This window comes from Microcoleus asticus IPMA8, from assembly GCF_013179805.1.
In the GTDB taxonomy this organism is placed as follows: Bacteria; Cyanobacteriota; Cyanobacteriia; order Cyanobacteriales; family Microcoleaceae; genus Microcoleus; species Microcoleus asticus.
The window spans coordinates 1-15,134 of record NZ_SRRZ01000097.1 but is presented as its reverse complement, the minus strand read 5'-3'; the positions used below and the strand labels follow the sequence as shown (position 1 = coordinate 15,134).

At 47.4% G+C, this 15,134-nt stretch carries 18 protein-coding genes; 4 read left to right on the top strand and 14 right to left on the bottom strand.

Annotated features, from left to right (window positions below; all coding sequences use genetic code 11):
* Positions 1-18: 18 nt before the first annotated feature.
* The 4 genes from E5S67_RS22725 to E5S67_RS22710 all read right to left on the bottom strand — a co-directional run bounded on the left by E5S67_RS22725 (position 19) and on the right by E5S67_RS22710 (position 2,178).
* A complete protein-coding gene (locus E5S67_RS22725; protein ID WP_172190641.1) occupies positions 19-1,236 on the bottom strand; it encodes a Gfo/Idh/MocA family protein in 1,218 nt (405 codons plus the stop codon).
* Between the two features lie 14 nt (positions 1,237-1,250).
* Positions 1,251-1,712 (bottom strand): YbhB/YbcL family Raf kinase inhibitor-like protein, encoded by a 462-nt coding sequence (locus tag E5S67_RS22720; RefSeq protein WP_172190640.1) that lies wholly within the window; start codon positions 1,710-1,712, stop codon positions 1,251-1,253.
* A gap of 24 nt (positions 1,713-1,736) precedes the next feature.
* Positions 1,737-1,904, bottom strand: coding sequence for a hypothetical protein (locus E5S67_RS22715; RefSeq protein WP_172190639.1), 168 nt, complete (start codon positions 1,902-1,904; stop codon positions 1,737-1,739).
* Between the two features lie 79 nt (positions 1,905-1,983).
* Positions 1,984-2,178, bottom strand: a complete 195-nt coding sequence (locus E5S67_RS22710) for a hypothetical protein (RefSeq protein ID WP_216670654.1) — start codon at positions 2,176-2,178, stop codon at positions 1,984-1,986.
* Between the two features lie 413 nt (positions 2,179-2,591).
* Here E5S67_RS22710 and E5S67_RS34115 point away from each other — a divergent pair, with 413 nt between their 5' ends.
* Positions 2,592-2,720, top strand: a complete 129-nt coding sequence (locus tag E5S67_RS34115) for a DUF421 domain-containing protein (RefSeq protein ID WP_281363565.1) — start codon at positions 2,592-2,594, stop codon at positions 2,718-2,720.
* Positions 2,721-2,769: 49 nt separating this feature from the next.
* Here E5S67_RS34115 and E5S67_RS22705 read toward each other — a convergent pair whose 3' ends face one another.
* Positions 2,770-2,973: a ChaB family protein gene (locus tag E5S67_RS22705; RefSeq protein WP_172190638.1), complete on the bottom strand. Its 204-nt coding sequence runs from the start codon at positions 2,971-2,973 to the stop codon at positions 2,770-2,772.
* Between the two features lie 25 nt (positions 2,974-2,998).
* Complete coding sequence (locus E5S67_RS34110; RefSeq protein WP_281363564.1) at positions 2,999-3,121, bottom strand: hypothetical protein; 123 nt, start codon at positions 3,119-3,121, stop codon at positions 2,999-3,001.
* Positions 3,122-3,442: 321 nt separating this feature from the next.
* Here E5S67_RS34110 and E5S67_RS22700 point away from each other — a divergent pair, with 321 nt between their 5' ends.
* Entirely contained in the window at positions 3,443-3,847 is a 405-nt protein-coding gene (locus E5S67_RS22700; RefSeq protein WP_339382966.1) for a DUF4383 domain-containing protein, read from the top strand.
* Positions 3,848-4,022: 175 nt separating this feature from the next.
* Here the strand turns inward: E5S67_RS22700 and ampC are convergent, their stop codons facing one another.
* The 4 genes from ampC to E5S67_RS22680 all read right to left on the bottom strand — a co-directional run bounded on the left by ampC (position 4,023) and on the right by E5S67_RS22680 (position 6,713).
* The gene (gene ampC / locus E5S67_RS22695) at positions 4,023-5,219 is read right to left on the bottom strand and encodes a class C beta-lactamase (protein ID WP_172190637.1); all 1,197 of its coding nucleotides are present in this window, start codon (positions 5,217-5,219) and stop codon (positions 4,023-4,025) included.
* Positions 5,220-5,531: 312 nt separating this feature from the next.
* Positions 5,532-5,867: an IS1 family transposase gene (locus E5S67_RS34840; protein ID WP_172190636.1), complete on the bottom strand. Its 336-nt coding sequence runs from the start codon at positions 5,865-5,867 to the stop codon at positions 5,532-5,534.
* A 52-nt stretch (positions 5,868-5,919) separates the two neighbouring features.
* Positions 5,920-6,162: a hypothetical protein gene (locus tag E5S67_RS22685; protein WP_246276931.1), complete on the bottom strand. Its 243-nt coding sequence runs from the start codon at positions 6,160-6,162 to the stop codon at positions 5,920-5,922.
* A gap of 14 nt (positions 6,163-6,176) precedes the next feature.
* On the bottom strand, positions 6,177-6,713 hold the full coding sequence (locus E5S67_RS22680; protein ID WP_172190635.1) for an HAD hydrolase-like protein: 537 nt from the start codon (positions 6,711-6,713) through the stop codon (positions 6,177-6,179).
* Between the two features lie 832 nt (positions 6,714-7,545).
* Between E5S67_RS22680 and E5S67_RS22675 the strand changes: the two genes are divergently transcribed.
* Positions 7,546-9,075 carry an MFS transporter gene (locus tag E5S67_RS22675; RefSeq protein ID WP_172190634.1) on the top strand — a complete coding sequence of 510 codons (1,530 nt, stop codon included), beginning with the start codon at positions 7,546-7,548 and terminating at the stop codon, positions 9,073-9,075.
* Between the two features lie 255 nt (positions 9,076-9,330).
* The gene (locus E5S67_RS22670) at positions 9,331-10,812 is read left to right on the top strand and encodes an MFS transporter (RefSeq protein ID WP_172190633.1); all 1,482 of its coding nucleotides are present in this window, start codon (positions 9,331-9,333) and stop codon (positions 10,810-10,812) included.
* A 146-nt stretch (positions 10,813-10,958) separates the two neighbouring features.
* On the opposite strand, the gene E5S67_RS22665 is transcribed toward E5S67_RS22670, so the two are convergent.
* From E5S67_RS22665 to E5S67_RS22650, 4 genes are all read right to left on the bottom strand, one after another.
* Positions 10,959-13,133, bottom strand: a complete 2,175-nt coding sequence (locus E5S67_RS22665) for a KAP family NTPase (protein WP_172190632.1) — start codon at positions 13,131-13,133, stop codon at positions 10,959-10,961.
* A gap of 311 nt (positions 13,134-13,444) precedes the next feature.
* Positions 13,445-14,497 carry a class III poly(R)-hydroxyalkanoic acid synthase subunit PhaC gene (gene phaC, locus E5S67_RS22660; RefSeq protein ID WP_172190631.1) on the bottom strand — a complete coding sequence of 351 codons (1,053 nt, stop codon included), beginning with the start codon at positions 14,495-14,497 and terminating at the stop codon, positions 13,445-13,447.
* A gap of 28 nt (positions 14,498-14,525) precedes the next feature.
* The gene (locus E5S67_RS22655; RefSeq protein ID WP_172190630.1) at positions 14,526-14,918 is read right to left on the bottom strand and encodes a hypothetical protein; all 393 of its coding nucleotides are present in this window, start codon (positions 14,916-14,918) and stop codon (positions 14,526-14,528) included.
* A 10-nt stretch (positions 14,919-14,928) separates the two neighbouring features.
* A complete protein-coding gene (locus E5S67_RS22650) occupies positions 14,929-15,045 on the bottom strand; it encodes a poly(R)-hydroxyalkanoic acid synthase subunit PhaE (protein ID WP_246276930.1) in 117 nt (38 codons plus the stop codon).
* Between the last annotated feature and the right edge of the window lie 89 nt (positions 15,046-15,134).

The following is a 15,134-nucleotide window of genomic DNA, read 5'->3' as shown; positions in this document are numbered from 1 at the left end:
TGGTTTAGTTAATCGTTTTCAAACACTCCGCTCATTGCGGGGAGGTTGCATCGGCTCAAGTTGAATTTTGCGTCCGGTTCGTGCGGCTTCATAGATGGTTTGAATCAGCCGAATATCCTGCAAGCCCTCCTCTCCAGGGGTTTTCGGCTTTCGGTTTTGCACGATCGATTCCGACAGATGATCTATCTCCAGCGCAAACTGATTCTTCTCGTCAATATTGCGTTCTTCCCGCACCTTTCCCTTCTCGACAAACAGCCGATGTTGGTAATAGTCTGTTGCCGGACTGAGTTCTAGCGTCCCTTCCGAGCCAAAAACTTGAATTCGTTTCGTGTCAGAGTAGCCGTAGCTTGACGTGCAGTTTGCCAATACACCGCTGGGAAACCGCAGCATAAAATTCACGTTCTCTTCGACTTCAACAAAGCGGGGATCGTTGGGCGTGCTGTACAGCATGGCGCTAACCTCGATCGGTTCTTCACCTGTGATGTATCGGGCGGCATTCAGGCTGTAAATCCCGATATCGGGCAGCGAACCGCCTCCCGCTAGTTTTTTATCAATTCGCCAGCGGTCTTGGGGTTCAGATGGCTTAACAATCCGCCCGTGATCGGCCACAATTGCTTTCAACTTGCCCAATTCTTTGCGCGGACCTCTCGCAAGGTCGATCGCCGCTAAGTTATAGGGTTCGTACTGCGCGCGATAGGCAATCATCAGTTTTTTACCTGCCTGCCGCGCCGCATCAATCATCGCCTGACACTCTGCTACTGAGGTTGCCATCGGCTTTTCACACATAACGTGTTTGCCCGCTCTAGCACCTCGAATAGTGTACTCCGCGTGCATTCCGTTCGGCAAAACGATGTAGACGACATCGACTTCAGGATTGTCGCGAATCGTCTCGTAGTTTTGATAGTTATAAATGTTTTGAGGGTTCACCCCGTACTGTCGGGCATAGCGTTCAGCTTTCGCGCGGTCGCCGCTCACCAAGGCTACTAAGCGCGATCGCTTGCACTCCCCAAAAGAAGGCATGATTTGTTCGGTGGCAAACTGGCCCAACCCCACAACCGCCCAACCTAGCTTCTGCTCTGGAGGAAGGGAGGGTTCCTCAGAAGGGGAAGGAGCCGCTTGTGCCAGCGTTCGTACAGGTTTGTAGATGATTTCGGCCGCTCCCATCGCCAATAACCCCAGACCTGTTCGATTCAACAGGGTGCGGCGCGTCAGTCCTCGCTGCAATGCGTCAAACATAGAAAATTTCCCGTTTAAAAATTGGCTCTGCCGTATAGCCCCATCAATTCCGCCGCATCTAACACATGAGCGTCCATCGCTTGCAAAACATCTTCCTTACTTGCTCCTGGCGCAATGTCGAGCGATCTGTCGAGCGCGTGGAGTTTGAAGAAATATCGATGGTTGCCCTTAGGCGGACAAGGACCGTCAAACCCGATCCGATCGAAATCGTTTTTGGCCTGCCTGCTGCCATTGGGTAGAGAATCGTGATTGGGGACGCTTTCGGGTAACTGCCGCAGATCTGCTGGCATATTGTAGAGAACCCAGTGCGTGAAAGTTCCATTTGGAGCATCTGGATCGCTCGCAATCAACACAAAACTCTGGGTTCCAGGAGGGGGGTCTTCCCAGGTCAAGGGAGGCGAATGGTTCTCCCCATCACAGGTGTACTTAAAGGGAATAAAAGTTCCCGCTAAAAATTCAGAACTGTACAGATGCATAAGCAGCTCATGTTTGAATCACGGTTAGAGCGTTGAGGGAAATGTTTCTGGTGCTTCACTTGATTCTGGGTGAGCAGTGCGGTTGCGAAGTGATTCCCCTTCAAGGCGATCGAGGGATTCCACTGCTTTTGTGCCGTCAACATTAATGACGGCATTAAACCGATCTGGCAAACAGGCAAAGTTGAACATCATTCACACCTCGGACAAAACGGTTGGCTCGATAGGCATCGGAAAAATCTGCTTTCACTGCCACCGCCGTAAAACCTTTTTCTTAAATCAGTCGTTTGGTAATGTCTGCCCGCCGTTGACAGAATTTGCGGGTTCCATGCGTTGCTCCGCCAATCAACACCAGGCGAGTACCGTCAATTAAATCCATCAGAGGATCGCAATCTGAGGCTGCACCTGTAAGTGGATGAGCCACCTGTCGCACAGCCCGAGCAATGTTGGTATCTGCGGCGTTTGGCATCGTTTCTCAAAGACCTATTTCTGCAAGGTTTGACGGTCACTGATACACCGCTCGGCGGGGCGGGAGGCGACAACCTACGCAATCAGTCTAAAAGTCTAAACCAATCTTTTCCTCCAACTTTTGAGGCATATTCACGGGCAGGCTGCTTAAGCCTGCTGATAGAGATCGCGCGGTGTTTGTTGGTAATGAAAGTTGCTTAACCGCAATTTTCCTCACGCCCGCTCAATGACACTACGCCATTCTCAAAATCCACCAATTGGGTTGGATGATTGTCGATCGCGGCTAAATCTCGCTCCATTGCAAAAGCAGCAAACCTCCAGCGACCTAAAACGCTTCAATGCTAATCCCCGAGTAACGCATTGGATGGTGTGTCAATGGTGGTTGCGAAAGATGGTCAACCCTTGAGATAGCGGATGAACCAGGCACGCATTGGTGGTGATGTGTTGACGGCAGCACGGGAACTGCAAGAATTGGAACGAACCGATCGAATCAAATACGCTGTGTTAGAGCGCAGCGGTGGCATTTCGATTATTCCCCGCTAATTATTCTTATATTTGGGGAAGGTAAACGATGAGTTTTTAAAGCAGGCTCTTATTCGGACTTGGGGTGCCACTTTCCGTCGCCACCCTTCTCGTAATCACGTTTTACTGCACCCCAAGCGACTCGGAATGCACGCTCTTCTTCATCATATTCTTCTAGAGCACTGTTAAAAGCTGCTCGAAAAATTTCTTGAGCATGCTTGGGTAAGTGTTCCTTAACGGACGGGGGTAAGTCATCAATCTGTTTGTAAGGCATTGTTCATCTCCGGACTATTAGAACTTTAGGAGAAGAGTAAACGCTGATTGTTGCGACTGGTAAATTTTGCGATCGTGCGATCGCAACTTACGGCCGCGCCGCCACTTTCCACAATTTCCTGATGGTGGACTACGGAATGCGCGTGCATTTGCCGATGGGATGAGCGAACTCAATGGTGAAAAAGTCGGGCGTCAAAGAAGGTGGGAATATCTCAGACCAATCAACCAATAGGCAATCACTATTTTAGTAGTTTAGACCAATTAGAAACAGTTTTATAGCAACGGTGTCAAAAACTATTAAATCTCAAACACCTGAGAACGCGGTTTGACTCATTTCTATTGGTAGCCGGAACCAAAAGCTTCATCCATGTAAGGCGAGATGCGCTGCCAGCAAGATCCCTCGATCGCAACTCGTTCCGGAACTCGCAATTGAGCGTGTCAACTGTGGGCCATTTACTTTTCCCCAGGACGTGAAAGAAGCCCCCTGGCGTGCATTAATTGTCGATCGAGATTGCGCGCAGTTGCTCCCAGATGAACCGAGCGACCCAACCAGGCTTCGGCTATATATATTCGGGGTATTCCTCACCAACTATTTTCATAATGCAATTGGCATTTTAGTGGGTGTTTGGGGAATGGCTGCATTTACTAGCTTAAGCGGGTCAATTGTGTTCAATCGCATCTTCGCTATCCTTTATGCAGCAGGTGCAATTTTAGGATTGCTGCCATTTGCAAATACCTTGTTCGGGCTTACACCACTTTTTGGAAATAATATCAGGCTCAATGCCCTTACTGCTGCTGTCGCTTTCTACTACGGATTTGTGAAGTCAGGAGAAATCAGTATGCAGAGTTCATCGAGTGCTCAACCCAGCGTGTAACCAGAATACCTTCTCGAAGTAGCGAAAGTGTTCTAATGTTGACTGCTGGATAATTATTTCTTCGGCACTCTTTGGCACTGATTATATAATGCAGAAGTAGTCTGACAAGGACTACTTCTTTTGTACTGGTTTCAGTTGTCTATACCTCGAAAAAAATGAGCGAACTGTGAGCGATTCAGCTTAAGTTGAGAGTACCTCTCGACACGTTGTCGGTGTCTAACCGATTCAGTATTTGATGGGCGACCATCACCCGCGCATCGATCGGGTAGTTCTTATTCGCCAAGAGGACGATTCCGAATGCCTTCTGCGGGATGAACGCGACGTAGGCAGCGAAACCGTTCGTCGAACCAGTCTTGTTGATCAGAACGTTCTCCCTCGGCGGCGACGGAGGATCGATCTCGATCGCCGGATTGGCCTCGTAGCTTATCTTTACCGAGTTCCCGGCAAGCAGGTCCTTCAAGGCGACCGGATAGGAATACTGCTCCCAGATCAGATCCTGCGTCATCTCGCCGATCCTGAAGTATCCGGTGTGCGTGGCGGCGATCGCACGTTGCAGCTTTTCATTAAGGTTGAGCATCCCCATGTTCGCCTTGATGAAGTGGATCGTGTCGTCGGCTGTAGTCCTGATACCGTAGGCTTCCGACGCGAGAACTCCGGGCATCATCCTAATCGGTTCGTCATTTTTTGTGTAGCCTTGTGCATAGTTTTGGCTCTCCGAAGAGGGAACGTCGAGATAGGTGCGGTTCATTCCCAGGGCGGGAAAAAGCTTACCTTGCATGAGGGCGACGAAATCCTCGTTCATGCTCCTCGCTGCGATCGTGCCGAGCATCCCGATGCTCAGATTGGAGTAAGTCCGATACGTCCCTGGAGCGTAGGTCGGTTTCCAGTTCCTGAAATACTCCATCAGTTGGTCGTTGTTCGTAATTTCGTCAGGAACCTGCAACGGGAGACCACCCGACGTATGCGTCCCAAGGTTTAGCAGACTCACCCGATCGAAGTTGCTGCCTTGCAAGGAAGAGAGGTACTTGCTCGCACTGTCGGACAACGAGAGATCGCCGTTGGCTTGCGCGTAGGAAGCAAGCGTAGCGGTGAACGTCTTGCTAATCGACCCGATCTCGAAAAGCGTGTCGCCAGTAACGGGCTTCCGAGTCTCCTTGGAGATCACGCCGTAGTTGAAGACGTAGTGCCCACCTCTCGTGACGATCCCCACCGCCATCCCAGGGATGCGGTATTGCAACATCACTGGCCGGATTACTTCATCCACGGCGCTCTTGATGTTGTTGCCATCATCATCGACCGCGTAGCTAACATTTACCGCCACGCATATGGAAACGAGCATTGCAGCAAGGAAACTCAAAACTCTGGAATTCATGCTTTTGGGGTCTCCTGTAGTTCCACCGATCTGTTGACGATCTTACTCCGGCTTATGCGCGAACGGCTTCATGACTCAATGAACACAGTAGGCTCGATCGTAATATCATTCAGCTATCGGCAAGTAGCTGAGTCAATAAGTGTTAATTGCACACAACAGAATACCATAACGGCGGGTTGGGCTGCAAAAAAAATGGTGGTGTTAACGCTCTGTTGTTAAGTAAATTGCTACACCAAACTCATATCGATTAATAAATAATCCCATTCCCCGATCGTGCATCTCTTCTGTCTGGGAAAAACAGATAGTCTTTCTCTACAACCTTTTGATTATTGCCCTCAAATTTAAGTGCTTTCTCTCAATTTTTTGTGTCTTTCGTTTACCGATTTCATGCTTGTATTGTGATAAGGAGCGATCGTAGCTGCCAGAACCATCCGTGCAATACTTCTGAATTCCCAATGGTTCAAGCAGTTTCTTTAAATGGCAAAAAACTTCAGAAGCTGTTTCTAAAGAAAAGCTAAAAGCAACGTTATAGAGCTTCGATTGCAGGTGATGGCGGTTGTTTAAAGATTGTTTGTCGATCTTTAAGTCGCAGTCGTTTGAAGCAGCGGTAAGCGGAGTGTGTTTGTGCCTGACAATTGCCCGTGGCAATATAGCCGATCGCGGTTTACAATACTGTCGAGACCACTTGGTTTGGCTGTAGTCACACCCCCTGCTGTGCTTCAATTTCGTTGAGCAAACATCTCGTCAGAGTAGGACGTTTCCCATTCGCCCTCAAGCTTGAGCCGCACCGACTTTGCGCCACCACTGTACAGACTACCCAGTAGGTATCCTCCTGCCCTTTAACCTGAGCCGCATCCAGGTTTTCTGCGTTTTGGGAAAGCCCAGAATATGCTTGAATACATATCCAGGTAATGCCGTCGCTATCTGTAATCTCTCGTTCCATGACTATCCTGTGAATTACTGTACTTCTGTAAGGTTGGGGACGATCGCCTGTTGATGTTGCTCGATCCAGTTCCATGCCCATTGAAAGGGTATACCTGCTCGTTGGGCAGCTTGTTCATCTTCGGGGCGATCGCCCACATACAGCGAATTTTGCGGGGTGTGCTTGTGTCTGACCATTGCTAGTTGCAACATACCCGATCGCGGTTTGCGGTACTGTCCAGACCACTTCGTTTGGCTGTGGTTATAAAAATTGTGGCTAGTGACGCGGAAACACTTTTTACCCTCAAAGTCTGGGCAGAAGTAGATTTCTCTCAACTCTGGGAATAACTCAAGCGTGTATTGCTGTTCCTTGATGCACTCTTGCATAGACTTATGACCTGCGGCAACTCCACCTTGGTTGGTGATGCCGGCAATTATCCAATCGTCTTTGTAAGCGCCAATGGCAATCTGAGCACCTTCAATAATGCGTTGATCTTTGGGATGTTGGAAGTATTGTTGTCCGCTGAGCGGTTCGCGGAGCGTACCATCCATATCTATTAGTAATAAGCTCATCGTTCCCTAGAAAATTCCCTGTTTTATTAAACATCCTAAGCTGCGATCCATTTCCTCTCCTCTAGCTAATGGAATGTAGTGCTAGGGCGATCGACCTATCTTGAAACGAAAGGGGTTGCCTCACCGCCAGAGATCCAAATCTCGCCCATCAAGGAATTTAGTCGCACCTCACTGCCAACAGAGACAACCTCTTCCTTTTGCCCCTCCCTCATCAAACAAACTGGAGGTTTACCTCAAGTCCGATGCCCCTCGAAGCCCCAACAACGGCAATCACCTGCTAATTTATTGGCTTCTGTTGCATCGAGCCTACTCCTTAAAATCCTCATTAAAAATTCTTCCGCTTGAAGATGAAGTCACTCTAGGAAAGTTGGGTCGAGTTGAAATTTACGAGCTCAACTTCTAACTCCCAACACCTGAGAGCTAGCATATCTGCACCATCCTCAGAGTTTACAAAGACATCTATCTTGAGAAATAACTTTTAAGGATTTACTATAAAATAATTTAAGCAAATATTGTAACTGAAAGCTTAAAGTTTGTTTACAATAAATAAAAAATTCCTATAAAAATCTTTTGCAAATTATTGAATTTCTACTATACTATAATAGAGAGTATTTTTATATAAGTTCTGTATAAAAAACCTGACTGTTTGGGACAGGTTCTGGTTATATTTCTGAAATACTTTATGGCGTTTACTAATTAACGCCGAGCAGGTAAGGGGTTGCCATTACAGGATTTAAATAAAGCATTTTTTAGGACATTTGTCTTTAGAAATGCACTCAGAGCAAAGGAGTAATGTAGTTCCGGTCGAGCGTTTAAATATTGCCTAGAGAATATGCTGCATCCACAAGAAGATAAGATTTTAGTAGAAACGAGTCCTCTGGCTTCTCTGGCCATTGAGGAAATCCCAGACTATAAGGCATTATCAGAGCCGGTACTTACTACAAACCCGCATCTTAAAATTCCCAAGCGAGATATTCGGAAAAGCCTCAAGGCATTAACTACCGAAGGTGCCTTTGCAACCGTATTTTACAGTATTATTGGCGGCGCGTTGCTTAGTAATTTCTTGCTCGATCTCGGTGCCAGTACAGTGGAAATTGGTCTGCTCGCCTCAATTCCTCAGCTAACCAATTTGCTGCAACCGCTGGGAGCCTATCTCGGAGACCGCATCAAGAGCCGCCACTGGTATTCCCTGTTGATTTTCGGCTCCTCGCGCCTGCCGTGGTTGCTGATTGTGCCAGGGATTTGGTTGGTGGGCTCATCTCGTATCCAGCCGCGCCAGTTGGTGCTGTTGACATTGGCAATTATCTGCCTGAGTAATTTCATGGAAGCTTTGGGTCGTGCTTCCTTTCTTAGCTGGATGGCTGTGTTAGTACCAGACCGATTGCGGGGGCGGTATTTTGGCTTTCGCAACAGTGTTGTGACCTTAACCAATCTCATCGGCGTGCCGCTGCTGGGTCTAGCAGTATCGAAGTGGCCGGGTGGTTCGCTCTATGGCTTCGGTGTGGTATTGGTTGTGGGAGTTGTGTTCGCAATACTCAGTCTGGTCTTTCAGTTCTTGATAACTGATGTCAACCCGCAGCTAGTACACGCCGCCGACTCAGATGACCACAGGTCGCCCTGGGCGAAAGTTTTTAGCTTCTTCCAGGATGCCAATTTTTTGAGGTTTTTGTTTTACTCAGGCTTGTGGAGCTTTGCGGTTAACGTCAGCGCTCCCTTCTTTAACCTCTACTTACTGGGCGACCTCAAGCTAGATGTCAGCGTGGTAACGCTCTATAACAGCTTGGGAGCTGGTGCTAACTTGCTGATGCTGATGTTCTGGGGCAGACTGGCTGACCGGATTGGCAATCGCCCACTGATGATAACTGTGGGAATCTTGGTGGCTCTGACGCCTCTACTGTGGCTAGAATCTGGAACGGCTCCAATTTTCCTTTGGGCTTGGTTCCCCTTGTTGCACATACTCGGGGGTGCGACTTGGGCAGCGATCGACTTGTGCAGTGGCAATCTGATGATGTCGGTGACACCGCTACGCAATCAGTCGATTTATTTTGCTGTTGCTGCGGCGGTTCCTGGAATTACTGGGGCGATCGGAATTAGCGTTGGTGGCTTTGTCGCGACTCTGACTGATTTTGGTGGCTTGCCAACGGTGTTTGCTCTCTCAGCCGTCCTGCGCGTCGTTGCCCTCCTGCCCTTGGTGTTTGTTCACGAGCAGCGCTCTGTGCCTGTGAGTGAGCTAATGCGAGTCCTGATCCCAACACTCAAGCGTCAAGCAGCAGCTATTCAAGCAGGACGCACCACTTTGAAACCTTTACCATTAATAGAAGAACTTGAGGATGAAAGTCCACCAGCAAGCTCATCCAATTAGTCTTGAGACGGCGAATTGACGAACCCTCCCCCTGAACGGGGAGGGATTTTTATTCATAGTTCCTTGCAATGAACTACTGCGGGGACAAGAACCGCCTTGTGCCATTTCCGAAAATTTAAGTAGAATTTTAAGTATAATTGCTTATCAAACAACTTTTTTATATATCTATCCTAGTGGGGATGTGGCAATAAACAAAATAGGGTTTGTTTTTCGGCTTATCCTATGTTAATGTAGCGAATATTACAAATAACGCTCATGAATCCTCTACTGACAGGATTACTAAACTTGCAAGGAGTAATAGTTGAAGATTTTCAACACACCGAGAAAGATTTAGTATTAAAAGTCGAACCAGAGAATAGGGCATTATCAGAGACGGTATTTCCTCCCCAGCCGCCTCAAAAAATTTCCAAGCGAGAAATTCGGACAAGCCTCAAGGCATTAACTACCGAAGGTGGCTTCGCTACAGTCTTTGCCAGTATCATTGGCGGCGCGTTGCTCAGTAATTTCTTGCTGGATCTAGGTGCCAGTACAGTGGAAATTGGTTTGCTCGCCTCAATTCCTCAGCTAACCAACTTGCTGCAACCGCTGGGAGCCTATCTGGGAGACCGCACGAACAGTCGCAATTGGTATTCACTGTTTATTTTTGGCTCCTCGCGGCTGCTGTGGTTGCTGGTTGTACCAGGGATTTGGTTGGTGGGATCATCTCGTATGGCTGGACACCAGTTGGTAGTGTTGACACTGGCAATTATCTGGGTGACTAATATCATGGAAGCTTTGGGGCGTGCTTCCTTTTTTAGCTGGATGGCTGTGTTAGTACCAGAGCGATTGCGGGGGCGGTATTTTGGGTTTCGCAATAGTGTTGTTACCTTAACCAATCTCATCGCTGTGCCGCTTCTGGGTCTAGCAGTATCGAAGTGGCCCGGTGGCTCGCTCTATGGCTTCGGTGCGGTCTTGGTTCTGGGAATCGTGCTGGGGATAATCAGTCTGGTCTTTCACTTCTGGATGACTGATGTTAATCCAAAGCTTTTACAGCCCGTCGATTCGGATACAGACCACGGCTCGCTTTGGGGGACTATTTTTAGCTTCTTCCAGGATGCCAATTTTTTGAGGTTTCTTCTTTACACAGGCTTCTGGAGCTTTGCGGTCAACATCAGCGCTCCCTTCTTTAACCTCTACTTACTGGGCGACCTCAACCTAGATGTCAGCGTGGTAACGCTCTATAACAGCTTGGGAGCTGGTGCTAACTTGCTGATGCTGATGTTCTGGGGCAGACTGGCTGACCGGATTGGCAATCGCCCACTGATGATAACTGTGGGAATCTTGGTGGCTCTGACGCCTCTACTGTGGCTAGAAGCTGGAACTTCTTCTATTTTCCTTTGGGCTTGGTTCCCCTTGTTGCATATAGTGGGCGGTGCGACTTGGGCAGCAATTGACCTGTGCAGTGGCAATCTGATGATGTCGGTGACACCGCTACGCAATCAGTCGATTTATTTTGCGATTGCGGCGGCGGTTCCTGGAATCACTGGGGCGATGGGAATCACTGTTGGTGGCTTTGTCGCGAGTCAGACTGGTTTTGGTGGTTTGCCAACGGCGTTTGCTCTCTCAGCCGTCTTGCGACTGTTTGCTCTGCTGCCCTTGGTGTTTGTTCGCGAGCAGCGTTCTGTGCCTGTGGGTCAGCTAATACGCGCCCTATTTCCAGCCAGGCAACCAACAGAGCTGATTGAAGCAAAGGAATAGCAATAAATTTATGGCCTAGCCCTGGTTGCTTCCCTGAACGATGAGTTTCTAACGTTCGTCGCCAGTCAGTTGCGTCATACCCTCTACATCATTTGGATTACCGGATCGAGGCTCTAGCACTGCTATTCGATCGCCTAAATCCTTGACTAATCCGGGCTTTCTCCCTGCTGCTGCATCTCATATTCTCGGATAAATTGGGCGATCGCATTTTTCCCATCTTCTGTTAAGTCGATCGTTTCACCGAGGCTACTCATTCGCTCAACGATCGCGGATGGTTCGAGATAGGGTTCGAGCCAGCTAAGGTCAAGTTTGTAGCCTGTTTTTTGAGTTTCGTTCGACCCATCCTCACTAAAATCTTTTTGCAGCAACTTCTCCAAGAAATAAACTAGCCCTTCGTCATTATCAATAATCTTTTCAACCCATTGCTTGACTTCCTCTGCTCCTGCCCAACTTTGCCAATAGTGTAAATTTTCAGAGAGCTTTGGGGATTTCAGTAGGAAGTTTTGTTGTGCAGCATCTCGCAGCCGCTTCAAGGCTATTCCTTCAAGCTCCTTAAGGTGTTCTGCACTCTGGAGCCATTCCTCTGCGGGGATAAATTCCTCTGCTCCATACTTACCTTGTTCCTGACCCAAGGCTGCTATTTCGCGCACAATTATGGATAAGGCGTTACCGTTTGACATTGCCTCTTTCAAGGTTTCAAACCGTGCTTGTTCGTCAATCCGACGCAACAATCGTGAGATCAGGCGTTCAATTCTAATGTCATTGCCAAAATCAAACATTCCCTGCGGTTCGTCTTCGGGAGGCAAAAGCTGGTCGCCGACATCAAACAAAGCTTTCACAATTGAAGGAATGCAATCGGTAGGAATTTCTTTTTCAGGGTAATCCTCAAGCCGTTCAAGAAATGCCCGAACTTGCGTCGTGCCATCAGAGCGTTTTTGATGAGCGAGTTCTACAAGATTTTCCCCAAATGCCTTAGCATCTTTTGCCAAGGCAAAAATTGCTTTAATCTCAGCACGAGAGAATTCATCTTGTGTTAAGACTAAACGGAAGTATTTTGGAAATATATCTAAGCTACAAATCCGTAATTGTTTGCTCCATATTGACTCATCTTGTGCACGGGAGTAGGTATTATGCCAAACGGCTTCTAACTTAGGAAAAAGCTGTAAGAGCAGCCGTTTAACTGGTTCTTTATCCTCGTCATCTTCAAACTTAGTCACCCAGGAATCGTGAAAATCTTTGATTTCGTCCAATGTCGGGATTAGAGAACCTTTCGCATCCGCATTTCCCGCAAAGAATTGAGGATTTTTGCGGATTATGTCATATATTTTTGGGCGAAAGGTTCGCAGAGACTCAATAGCAATGAAATCAACTGGGTTCACTTCACCTTTCACCGCTGGGTATGTCACGGTTAAGATGTTGGTCAGACGAGCAATGTCACGAGGATTGCTAATAAAATGATCTATCCCTTGTAAATAAACATTGCCCCAGCGATTTTGATTGAATAGTGGCTTTGGTGGGTCAGTCAGTATGCCATTGAGTTTTTCAAAAAGTAGCGTGCGGAGTGAGGTTTTATCTGGGAGAGGTAACTCAAAAGAAGCTTGAACAATCTGATCGAGGTAGATTTGTCCGGGTAGAGGTTGTGTATCTGCGAGAGTTTTGATGACCACTTCTCGATCGAAAACTAGCAAATAGACAACGTTAGTAAAATTCGGAATTGCTTTAATAAGATGAAATAATTGACTAATCTCCTCAGCGCTGAGCCTGTCAATATCGTCAATCGTTACTACAATTCGCGGATGCTCGTCTCCTAGTGTATCTTCGACTTCTTCTTTTAAGTCGGAAGTTTCCTTTTCTTTATCGTCAAATAATTTTACAAGTGCCTTGCCAGCTTGAGCGTAAGGAATAGGAATTTCAGAAACTGCTTTAGCCAGATTGGCTATTCGACCTAGGAAGCCTTTGGGGACAGCTTTAAATTGGCTCAAAACAGCCTGTAATTGACCAATAAAGCGCCTTGTGATGTCTTCGCCCCCAGCAAATAACCAGGGGTTAAAAGGAACAATAATAGGTTGCTCGCTCTCTGGCTTTTGCTGGAGATAGTACGTTAAAAAGTTCAATAGTGTCGATTTGCCAAAACCTGAGGAACCGTAAACTGCAATAACGAACCCTTCAGGAAAGTTCATTTGGCAAATACTGTCTGCAAGATGTTTGGCGAAGGGTGCATATCCTAATCTGTCTTTTTTCGGCTCGATTAAAGCGTTATCTGCGGATGGATCACTAAAATCCTCCGGCAAGACCTCTGAATCGTTCTTTGTTTGAGCCATACAGCCTCTCTCCTTGTTAGCTAAGGTGCTCTTGCCGTTCAACTTTGGCTTTAATTAATACCCCACTGGCGTGCTGAGTTTGGGGTGTTTAATTACGTCCTAATCATGCGATTGCTTATCTTTATAGATGCTCATAAACTAGCATCAATGGAGCTCTGTTTTTGTCTACTGTTAGATGGATATTAACGTTAAGCTAGGTTGTGTAGAAGGAACACAGTTGCCACAATGAAACACCCATTTACACGCGCATAAGTGGGCGATCGCAGCAAACCAAGGCATCGTGGTTAGGCAGAACATTAGCATCGATTTTTCTACGATCGCACCTTTAGCCAATCGACAATAGTGGGAGGAAGGTTTCGCTGCACTTTACTGCTGACATACATCCCGATGTGCCCAACTGGGAAGGAGCGCAAGGTGTAGTCTTCGCTAGCAATGTATGCCTTAAGAGCTAAGGAAGATGCTGGAGGAACGAGATGATCTTGCTCGGCGTAAATGTTCAAAATCGGAATGCGGATGTTTCCCAGATCCACTCGCTTGTTGCCAATCTCGACCTGACCTTGAATCAGTTTGTTTCCCTGAGAGAAATCTTTCATGAACTGTCGGTAAGCCTCTCCAGCTTGGTCGGGACTATCAAAAATCCACTTTTCCATCCGGAGAAAATTGATTAGTTTGCTTTCACAATCTATGTTCTCCAGAAGGTCAATATACTTCTGAACTCCTAACTGAAAAGGCTTCAGCATCAAGAACTCTAAATTTAGGAAGTCGCCGGGAATGTTCCCCAGAGTATCCACCATGAAATCGATATCTACAGCCTTTGACCCCAGAGTGCATCCACTCCAAACATTGAGGAGTCCGTCATTGATGTGAAAATCGACGGGGGTGACCATAGTAATCAGGTTTTTTACCTTCTCTTGGTAAAGGGAACTGTAGCAAAGGCTGAAGGTTCCCCCCTGACAAATGCCTAACAGGTTGATTGGCTCTAAGTTGTAGCGATCGCGTACCACGTCCACACAGTTATTGATATAGCCATTGATGTAGTCGTCAAGGGTTAACCAGCGATCGCCTCGGCTCGGATAGCCCCAGTCAATCAGGTAAACATCCAAACCAAGCTCTAGCAAATTGGCAACGAGCGATCGCCCCTCCTGTAAATCGACAATGTAGGGACGGTTAGCCAGGGCGTAAACGATGAGGATGGGAATATTCAGCGAATGCTCAACTTTCGGCGAGAAGCGATACAGCAGTACCTTATCTTCCCGGTAAACCTCTTCCTTGGGAGTAACCCCCACCTGAATATCTTCCTCCCGCAGGCGGGTGAAAATCTCGACGCCCTTGATTAGTTTTTGGGTTAGCTCTGTCGTTGCCATATTCATATTCTGAATTCATTGCGAATTGTCACTCCAGAGCTGGTTTAGTCTCGTTGTAGGAGTAGAGAAACAGACCGAAGAGAATCGAAAACACAAGGTCGATCGCACCCGGAACTAAATAGAGTGGGTGAAGATTGCCGATCGCGGTGTGATAAGCCAACACGGGGAAAACCGAGGATTGGGCGCAGATTCCAAGCTTCACGATATCCTGGCGGGAAAGGTCGTTACCAACCCACCAATAGCCAATCCCGAAAATAAATATCAACACAATAAACATATGTAAATACTCGGGATTGGTCAGGGGTTTCAGATTAAGTAACTGGCGAATCCATTGGTCGCCAAACAGTAACCCCACAGATTCCGCCCAATTTATTACAGCCTTGCCCAAAAATACGTACTTCCACGCCATCAAATTTTTCATATTTCATACTTCAACCTTTTAACTGAGGTTCTGCTAAGGCTTTTTTAAGACTTTTAACTTCCTTACGCATATCGTAAATGCTGTGGTGAATCTCGTCTACTTCGCTCCTAGTTGGCAGATCGTACATCGGGAGCATCCCGGTTTTGTAAAAGTGCTATCCAGAGAGGATAATAGGTAGAGCGTCAACAGAAGCGTGAACTGCATTTGTAGGAGGAG